The following is a 9,165-nucleotide window of genomic DNA, read 5'->3' as shown; positions in this document are numbered from 1 at the left end:
CCAGCTGGCTCGCGAGGTTGTACCCGTACGTGCTCGTCTGGTCCCCCGCCGTCCCCGACAGATTGTCGTCGAGACTCGCCAGCCGCGATACTAAATCGTAGCCGAATGTCGTCACCACGCTCCCGCGCGTTTCGGTCCACGGGCGGCCCTGCGCGTCGTAGGTCATCGAAGCGATCGATGTCGTGTTGCCCAGCCGAACCAGATACAGGCGTGCGAGCTGGTCGTAGTTGTACATGAAGAACACGCTGTCGGGGAAGCTCAGCCGCTTGCGGTTGCTCTCCAGGTCGTAGCCGAAGTTTACCGTCCGGTTCACCCCGCCCATCGCGACCGTCTGCGAGCTCGCCCGCCCGAACCCGTCATAGACGGTGTCGACCGTGTCGGTGCCGGTCGCCGAATCGAACCGCGCATACAGCTGCTCCCCGCGCACGTCGTACCCGTAATAGACGTCGCGCACCGCCGACGTGGGCGGGGTCGTGCACGCGAACCCCGTCACGCACGCGCCCGGCACCGTCTTCACGATCGGGCGGTTGAGCGCGTCGTAATTGTAGGTGAAGGCGCGCGCGTCGCGCTTGACCAGCTTGGTCCGGTTGCCGTCGCGGTCGTACGAATAGCGTTCGCAATCGTCCCCGGCGACGGGCGCGCCGCTCGGGCCAGTGACGAGCACGCCGAACGCATCGGTCGTCTCGGTGATGCTGCCCAAGGTGCACGGCGCGATCGCGCCGGTCGTCGTCTTCGACGGGAACGCCCACGCCACCATCCGGTCGAACCCGTCATAGGTATAGCCCGCGACATTGCCGTCGGCGTCCTTGACGGTCAGCGGCTTGCCGTTGTCGCTGTAGGTATAGGTGACGTAATCCTGTTGCAGCGGCGTGCCGAGCGCCTTCACCACCTTCAGCACCTGCCCGGCATCGTCGTACACGGTCTTCGTGATGCGGTCGGGTTCCGGCGCGGTGCCCGAGGTGGCGAGCGTGCACGCCGATGCCGGCAGCGCGCTCCACGTCGAGGAATCCATCCGGACCGTGCTGCACTCGGCGCGGCCGACCGGGTCATAGCTGTATTGCGTGACCGACTTTTCGACCCAGGCGGGGGTGCTGAGGCTCGCATCCCACCCCCACAAGGTCACCACCGACTTGCGGTCGAGCAGGTCGTTCTGCGTCTCGACCTTGGTGAAGAGCGTGAAGCCGGTCCAGGCCGACGGCGCGACGGATTCGGATTGCCACGTGGACAGCGCACCGGTCTCCACCGTCACCTTGCGGTTCACGTCGTCATAGGTCGTCCGCGTCGCCGCATAACTGTATGGGGACACGCCATCGGCATCGGGCGCGATCGTCCCGGTCACTCGGTTCATGTCGTCGTACCGGACCGCGGCCGTGTACGCCGAGGCGCTGGCCTGCGCCAAGGCGGCGCCGGGCAGCGCGAGCGCGACGACCCCGACCAGCAGGCGGAGGAACGCCCTCATAGCGGGCACCCCGTCAGGCCGGCGCCCGGCGTCGTCGTGCTGATCTTTCGCCCGCGCGGGTCATAGCCGTAGCAGGTGCGCAGCGTCGTCAGCGTGCTCCCGACATAGGCCGTGACCGTCATGCCGCGCGGCAAGAGGTTGTTGGCGACGGCGCTGGTGGCATATTCGTAGGCGGTGACGCGTTGCGGCGCGGACGTGTCGCACACCGGCGTGCCGTTTCCGCTTCCCGATACGGTCTGGCACTCGGTTATCGTGTCCGGCACCCAGATCTGCGTGGCGGCCGCTATCAGCGATCCGCCCGAATCCTTCACGTACGCGTATTTCTGGACATAGGTGTAGAGTTTGAGTGGCCGTGCCGCACCCGCACTTGGTGCCGGCGGCATCTCCCATTGCGTGCCGCCCCAGGCGTAATAGGCATAGTCGGCCTGATTGCCCTTGGCATCCTTCTTCCAGATCGGCTTGCCGCAATTCTGCAGGGTATTTGGGGCGTAGCACCCAGCATATCCCCACTCTTCGACCAGGTCGGTCGAGGTGCTTCCCGTTTTGGACCGCCGCGTCGCCTTGCTGATCGCGTTCCAAGGCCCATTGTACTCGGCAAAATATTTGTCGCCTTCGGGATAATCGACCTCGATGAGGTAGGGTCCGTTGGGCGTCTGATCGTAGTTCAGAACGTCGTTCAGGTTGGAACCCGTCCACTTGTACCAAGTCGTCTTGCCGTTGGCGTCGACGACCACCCCTGGCGACGATTTGGTGAATCCGTAATGCGATACCTTATTATTGGGATCGGTCACATCCACCGAGCAGGATCCATCGTTCGAAGCTTCGGGAAAATCCGGGTCGGGCACACAAGTAATATCGTAAGCGAGTTGCCAGATACTGCCGTCGGCTAACGTCTGCGTCCCGATGCGCGGCACTTCGGCATTTGCGATCTTGCAGATCGTGTACCCCGGCGGCATGACGCACGTGATCGGATTGCCGTAACCAATGCCGGTCGAATGCGAATAGGTTGTCGTCTGGCCCATGACGTCGGTGACGCCGGTCAGCAGCTTCGACGTATAGGTGTAGGTCGTCTTGAGTGCCGCACCTGAACAGGTCGATGACGCCGTGACGTAGTCCTGGGACAAATTGAAACCGCACGCGGCGGCCACGTCGCCATCCGAATTATAGTCGAACACGATCGCGTAGCCGGCCGTGTCGCTGACCATCTTCAGCAGCTTGTTGGTATCGTAGCTGAACGTCTCGCGGCGGCCGTCGGGGTAGAGGATGTTGTCGATTCGCTGGGAATAGACGCCCGACCCGCCGCCGGCCTGAACCGAGGGGTTGAACGTATAGATCGTGCCGCTGCTATCGGTGTACACGTACGCGCCGCCGACTAGCGCCAGAATGCCGCTGTCCGCTTCCCTGTTGAAGCTCCCGATGGTCGTGCTCGTCGGCGAGCTTTGTAGATATACCCCGCTGGCGCCTTGTCCGAGGTGTACGATCGGATGATATTCCGCAGCACGGGGTGCCGGCGGGCCGATTGCCTTGATGAAATTGGGTGCGACATAGATGTCGAAATTGTTGGTGATGCCCAACCCGAAATAGGGGTCATTGACCGGCAACTTGGATGGCGCGAGCGCGAACCGATCGAGCTTCAGCGTTCCGATCGACAGGTCGGTCACCTGCCCCGAGAAATAGCCATCAGATATGTTGACACCGCCGGGGGTCGACACATTGTAAGGCAAAGCGCCACGCTGGCGATACCGACGACTAATTTCGAAACCGCGTTTCCCAAACGCTCACCCCCACATCCAACGTATTCAATTGTTCAGAAAGACCGCGACTATGCGTTACGTAGGCGTTGGAGTGGGTGTCGGGCACGCCGCGGGGACGGTCGTCGCGACGTCGTATCTCGTGCGATTTCCCGCCGCGTCAAAGCAAGTCCCCGTGACGCGACTGCTATTGGGGCCGCCGCTGATGGAGCTGCCGGTCAGTCGGCCAAGCGCGTCGTATGTGTATGTCGTCGTCTCCTGCGCAGCGGCCGCGCTACCCATGACGAGTATCGTAGCAATCGACGACAGAAGCCAAACCTTCTTGCGGCTCATCTCGTATTCCCCCACAAGGAAGAATGCAGGCCGAAATCCAACGTTACAACAGAGCTTTAGCCGCCCGCCCGTTCTCGCGCGTCGTTTTCTGGGGATAACTGCCGATTCCGATCGGCCTCAGTCCTTTCACGCCGTCGCACCGGATATCCATCGACGGCTATGCGCCCCAAATTCGACCGTTCTGGGGTGGCGCGGCGCTCCTCAAAAGCGGTCGTTACGCAGGTAACCTACAATCAAACGGTCCGTGCGGCTCTCTCAGCTTGCCACGACGCTCGTCAGGCTAACCATGACGTAGGTGGACAGGACGGCTAATGATATCGCTGCCACGGCTTGAAGCCACACTCTCCGCGTGAACAGCGCCACGAAGCTCAGCAACGACGCTAGCAGCGCAAAGCGTGCCGCAAGCAGCCAGCCCATAAAGCTGGTCGTGGGAAGGGCCAATTGAATCATCGCCAAACCAGCAAAGATAATGTGGGCAATTATGTACCGCCTTCCCTCGTGTTCGTGGAATTCGCCGAGATTGAGTGGCTGGCCGCGAACGACCTCTGGGATGACCAGCGCACAAAAAGCATAGAAGCTGATCATGAACGCAAGTCCGATCATGATGCGATGAAAAGGCCACGTCTCGATCGTGTGCAATTGCCAGAAGGACGCCCAATTTCCGACGACCAAGGCGAAGGCAACCCACGTCCATGCTGCGTGTCGCCAGGAGAACGTCACATTTGCGCCGTTCCGGATTAGGGCAACAATTCCAGCGACGAGGTGAGTCAGAGCTAGGGACGTGATCACGGAGATCAGTCCGAACACGAAATCGAACGGTTTCATCGTGGCGCCAGACCGTACCGTTAGGATGCGAGCTGTGGTTCAACTGTGAGCGGCGCCCTCTGACGTTTGCCGGCTTGCCATCCTGCCCAGCTAGTCATCGCTCCGATGCAAAGGCCAATGAGCCACACGAGCGCGCTCGGCGCGTGGCCGATGACGCTCGGTCATTTGATCGTGCGAGGATGCGGAAAATCGACTAAAACGCGCAAGATTCAGCAAGGACGCTGCAGTTCAGGGCGGGTATGCTGAGCGTATGAAAACCATCTCTCAAGCGTGCTTAATCGTTGCTGGCTTGGCTCTCGCGTTCGCGTGCACGCCCCTCCACGCACAAGCGTTGCCGCGCCGCGCTACGCTCGGCGCGAAACTCGGCCCTGCCACGGGCGGCGTCGCGATCCTCGAGGTGCTGCCGGGTGCGACCGCGCAGCAACTCGGCATCACCACGGGCGATATCATCGTATCGATCGACGGCCAGCCGACGGATAATCCGCTCGCGGTCGTCCGCGCGATGGAGCCGCTGCGCGGCGGCGATCCGATCCGGATCGACTATCGGCGCGGTGGCGCCAGTCGAACCGTGAGCGGCAAGGCCGCGTCGCGCCCGTTTGAAAGCTACGCCAACGCGACGGTCAAATATGGCGCTTACGGCTTCAAGGGCGGAGCCATTCGCGACATCTTGGTTATGCCTGCCGGTAAGCCCGACGCACCGGTCGTGTTCTTTTTGCAGGGTTACACCTGCGCCAGCATCGAGGCGGGGGATCCATTCGGCCTTTACGGCGGACTGGCCAAGGGGTTCGCCGACGCCGGCATCGGCTTCTACCGCGTCGAGAAGCCCGGGATGGGCGACAGTCGGGGCGGGGTGCGTTGCGAAGACATCGATTATGCGACCGAACTCGACGCGTATCGCACGGCGTACCGCCATCTGGTCCAGGACCTCGGCATCTCGCCCGATCGCATCTTCCTCTACGGCCATTCACTCGGCGGGCTTCAGGCGCCGATGCTGGCGGCGGAGAACGCGCCGCGCGGGGTCGCAGTCTATGGCACCGTGCTCAAGGATTGGGCGGCCTATTCGAACGATCTCGCCATTTACCAGAACTTCCTGATCAACGGCGCCGATCCGGCGGAGGAGGAAGCGAAATACGCGATGCGGGCCGCGACGCTACGTCATTTCTACGTCGATCGCTGGTCCCCCGAGCGGATCGCGGCAGCCGATCCGGCCGCGGGGCAGGCGCTGCGCGAGATGGTCGGGTGGGACGGGGGCGCCCACGCGTTCGGCCGAAGCTATGTTTTCGCGCAGGACCTGCCTGGACTGCCGCTGATCAAGGCGTGGCGCGACACCAAGAGCAACGTGCTGTCGCTTTACGGCGCAAGCGACGAAGTCGCGTTGTTCGACACCGATCAACGCATGATAGCGGAGGTCGTCAATTGGTATCGACCCGGGACAGCGCGGTTCGTGTCGGTCCTCGATACCATGCACGCGATGGATTTGGTCGGTGACCGCGACGCGTTTCGCCGGCGCAACATGGCGGCCGGGGGGCTGAAGTTCGGGATGTTCAACCCGAAAGTGCTGGAACCGATCATCGCGTGGATCCGCGACAGCATGGCGAGCCCTCCCGTACGGGTCCGAAGCTTCGCTTCGCCAGTTGCACGGCCGACGGCGCCCTAACTACGCGCTTCAGGAAAGGCGCGTGCGAGGGCGTTCGATAGCGGTCGGCGGGCAGCCAAATTCGCGACGAAAGGCATGGGTGAACGCGCTCAGTTCGGCGTAACCCGCGTCCAGCGCGACTTCGGTGATCGCCAGATTGGTGCAGCGCAAACGCTGTGCCGCCCGGTCGAGCCGTAGCGTGCGATGATAGCGTGCCGGCGGCGCGCCATAGGCGGCGGCGAAATAGCGCGTCAGATGAAACCCCGACAAGCCGGCCGTGCGCGCCAATTCGTCGAGCGGCACGGCCCGGTCGATATTCTCGTGGAGAAGCGCCCGCGCGATTTCGAGGCGATGATAGATTTCCTGGCGCGTCGAAGCTTTCTTCACCTCCAACGCGCCGATCGACTGTCCTGCACTGGACAGCACGCCGTCCAGCGACGCGTTCACCTGCGCCATCATCGCGGCAGGTAGCTGGGCGTCGCCGGGCGCTCGATGCAAGCGCGCGGCATAATCCGCGATCAGCCGGCCGAGCGGGTTGGAGTCGGTCGCTTGCAGGATCGCGCGCGGCAAGAGCAGGTTCGGATCGAATCCATCGTCACCTCTCCACGGCAGATAAACGCACAAGCCCAGCGTCTGCTGATTGCGCCGCACGGTTGCGCGCGACGGCGCGCCACGATCGACCAACAGCATCTGGCCGGGTCGCACCACGTAGGGGCGACCGTCGATCTCGTGGATCTCCTCGCCCTCTATGACCACCTTGATCGAGGGCGACGACGACTGCACCGCGCTCTCGCCCGGCGGCAGCGCCGACACCACGAACTTGCCCGATAACGGACTAGCCGACCCTGCCCCGTGGCGGCGCATTTCGACCATCTCGATCACGGCGCGCCGATCCCTCGCCGCTGGCGAAAAGCGCTTTGCCCATCAGATGCGCACACAGTTCTGGCCCAATCGTTCCAAGCCAATATCGATTTGGCTCTCAGTCTGACGAAACACGCAAAATCTAACAAGTCGAAATCCGCAAAGCCGCTTAGGCCCACGCCGACAAGCGCTAGGAGTTTTTCGAATGAAATCCGTTACATTGATCCGCCTGACCGCCGGGGCGGCCGCGCTCGCGATCGCCCTTCCGACGGTCGGGCAGGTCACCAAGCCGAAATACGGCGCGTTCGGAGTCGACCTGACGTCGGAAGACAGAAGCGTTCGTCCGGGAGACGATTTCTGGAGCTACGCGAACGGCGCCTGGGCTAAGCGGACGGAAATTCCCGCCGACAAGGGCGCGGTAGGATATGGAAACCAGCTCGCCGACAATGCCGAGGCGGATATTCATGCCTTGCTGGACGACATGGCAGCGAACCCCGCGGCGTATGGTGCAACTGGCAAACAGATCGGCGATTTCTACGCGAGCTGGATGAATGAAGCCGCGATCGAAGCGAAGGGGACTGCGCCGCTCCAACCCTATCTCGCGCGGATTGCAGCGGTGAACGATTTGACCGGGTTGCAGACGCTGTTCGCGACGACCGGCTATGCCTCCCCGCTTTCGATCGGATCGATCCCCAACCTTGCGGACCCGACCCACTACACGACCGTCGTGGGCCAGGGCGGGCTGGGAATGCCGCGCGATATGTACCTGCTGGAGGGCGAAAAATACGATACGATTCGCGCCGCCTACAAAGCCTATATCGCGAAGATGCTGGGGCTTGCCGGCATTCCCGATGCCGGCGCCAAGGCGGATGCGATCTTCGCGCTCGAGACTGCGATGGCCAAGGAGCAATGGTCGCCCGAGCAAAGTCGCGACCTCGCCAAGTTGAACGCCCCCGAAACGCTCGCGGGTTTGAAGGCCGAGGCACCCGATTTTGACTGGGCGCTGCTACTCAAGACCTCCGGGTTCGACAACACGCCGACCGTGTTGATGGCGAACAACACCGCGCTGACCGCGATGGGCAGGATCATGACCGCGACCCCGCTCCAGACGTGGAAGAACTATCTGACGTTTCACTTCATCGGCGACCGGTCGGTCCTGTTGCCCAAGGTGTTCGACGATGCGCAATTCGATTTCTATTCGCGCACGCTGGGGGGCGTGAAGGCCAAGCCCGATCGTTGGAAGCGCGGCGTGCAGTTGGTGAACGCCGTGCTCGGCGAAGCCGTCGGCAAGATCTACGTGCAGAGATATTTCCCGGCATCGAGCCAGGCGAAGATGACCGAGTTGGTCGAGAATTTGCGCGCCGCCTATGCCGAGAAGATCAGCGCGTCCGCTTGGATGGACGATCCGACGAAGAAAGCGGCGCTCGCCAAACTGGCGGCGTTCGAGCCGCGGATCGGCCATCCCGTCAATTACATCGACTACAGTTCGCTCCGGGTCGATCGCGACGACTTGCTCGGCACAGCGATGCGCTCCGCCGATTTCCAGCATCGACTAGCCTTGTCGCGCTACACCAGGCCGGTCGATCGCACTTTGTGGGGCATGACGCCGCAGACGGTGAATGCCTATTACAGCCCGCTCGCCAACCAACTCACCTTTCCCGCAGCGATCCTGCAGCCGCCCTATTTCGACCCGAACGCCGACGCCGCCGTCAATTACGGCGCGATCGGCGCGATTATCGGCCATGAAATGGGGCACGGCTTCGACGACCAGGGCAGCCGGTTCGGCCCAACCGGCAAGTTCGAGAATTGGTGGAGCGACGCGTCGAAGAAGGCCTATGTCGCGCACACCTCCGCACTTGCTGCGCAATACGACCAATATGAGCCGGTCCCCGGCACCAAGATCAACGGCAAGCTGACGCTCGGCGAGAATATCGGCGACCTGAGCGGGATGGAGACGGCTTATACCGCCTATCAGCGGTACCAGGCCAAGCATGGCAAGGCGAAGGTGATCGGCGGGCTGACTGGCGACCAGCGCTTCTTCCTCGCCTATGCCCAGGCGTGGCAGGTCAAGGTGCGGGACGATCTTCAGCGGCAGAAGCTGCTCGGCGACGTCCATTCGCCCGGCCAGTATCGCGTCAACGGCGTCGTCCGTAATTTCGACCCTTGGTACAGGGCGTTTAACATCCAGCCGGGCGATAAATTGTACCTGGCGCCGGCGGACCGGGTGCATATCTGGTGATGTTGCGTGGCTGCCCAATTCGGGCCTGGCCACCCATTTCGCCTACGTCCCGCGTAGTTTT

General features: G+C 62.6%; 7 protein-coding genes. 2 read left to right on the top strand and 5 right to left on the bottom strand.

Features of this window, described 5'->3' with window-relative positions:
• The 4 genes from E7773_RS07885 to E7773_RS07875 form a co-directional block, all read right to left on the bottom strand.
• Positions 1 to 1,459 (bottom strand): RHS repeat domain-containing protein (locus E7773_RS07885; RefSeq protein WP_293990053.1); only part of this gene is annotated, 1,459 nt, incomplete at its 3' end.
• Complete coding sequence (locus E7773_RS07880) at positions 1,456 to 3,171, bottom strand: hypothetical protein (protein WP_293990052.1); 1,716 nt, start codon at positions 3,169 to 3,171, stop codon at positions 1,456 to 1,458. The genes E7773_RS07880 and E7773_RS07885, both read right to left, overlap by 4 nt.
• A 117-nt stretch (positions 3,172 to 3,288) precedes the next feature.
• Positions 3,289 to 3,492 carry a hypothetical protein gene (locus tag E7773_RS15565; RefSeq protein WP_363130087.1) on the bottom strand — a complete coding sequence of 68 codons (204 nt, stop codon included), beginning with the start codon at positions 3,490 to 3,492 and terminating at the stop codon, positions 3,289 to 3,291.
• A 306-nt stretch (positions 3,493 to 3,798) separates the two neighbouring features.
• On the bottom strand, positions 3,799 to 4,368 hold the full coding sequence (locus E7773_RS07875; RefSeq protein WP_293990051.1) for a hypothetical protein: 570 nt from the start codon (positions 4,366 to 4,368) through the stop codon (positions 3,799 to 3,801).
• Positions 4,369 to 4,657: 289 nt separating this feature from the next.
• Here E7773_RS07875 and E7773_RS07870 point away from each other — a divergent pair, with 289 nt between their 5' ends.
• Positions 4,658 to 6,025, top strand: a complete 1,368-nt coding sequence (locus tag E7773_RS07870) for an alpha/beta fold hydrolase (RefSeq protein WP_293990050.1) — start codon at positions 4,658 to 4,660, stop codon at positions 6,023 to 6,025.
• 9 nt (positions 6,026 to 6,034) lie between these two features.
• Here E7773_RS07870 and E7773_RS07865 read toward each other — a convergent pair whose 3' ends face one another.
• Entirely contained in the window at positions 6,035 to 6,877 is an 843-nt protein-coding gene (locus tag E7773_RS07865) for an AraC family transcriptional regulator (protein WP_293990056.1), read from the bottom strand.
• A 193-nt stretch (positions 6,878 to 7,070) separates the two neighbouring features.
• On the opposite strand from E7773_RS07865, the gene E7773_RS07860 reads away from it, so the two are divergent.
• The gene (locus E7773_RS07860; protein WP_293990049.1) at positions 7,071 to 9,104 is read left to right on the top strand and encodes a M13 family metallopeptidase; all 2,034 of its coding nucleotides are present in this window, start codon (positions 7,071 to 7,073) and stop codon (positions 9,102 to 9,104) included.
• The last annotated feature ends 61 nt before the right edge of the window (positions 9,105 to 9,165 follow it).

The sequence above is a fragment of the Sphingomonas sp. genome, assembly GCF_004799495.1.
GTDB lineage: Bacteria > Pseudomonadota > Alphaproteobacteria > Sphingomonadales > Sphingomonadaceae > Sphingomonas.
This window is presented reverse-complemented; position numbering and strand designations above follow the sequence as displayed.

Bases quoted from the DNA above. Each gene is read 5' to 3' on its own strand.
- E7773_RS15565 (WP_363130087.1), bottom strand. From the start codon at position 3,492: ATGGGTAGCGCGGCCGCTGCGCAGGAGACGACGACATACACATACGAC.
- E7773_RS07875 (WP_293990051.1), bottom strand. From the start codon at position 4,368: ATGAAACCGTTCGATTTCGTGTTCGGACTGATCTCCGTGATCACGTCC.
- E7773_RS07865 (WP_293990056.1), bottom strand. From the start codon at position 6,877: ATGGTCGAAATGCGCCGCCACGGGGCAGGGTCGGCTAGTCCGTTATCG.
- E7773_RS07860 (WP_293990049.1), top strand. From the start codon at position 7,071: ATGAAATCCGTTACATTGATCCGCCTGACCGCCGGGGCGGCCGCGCTC.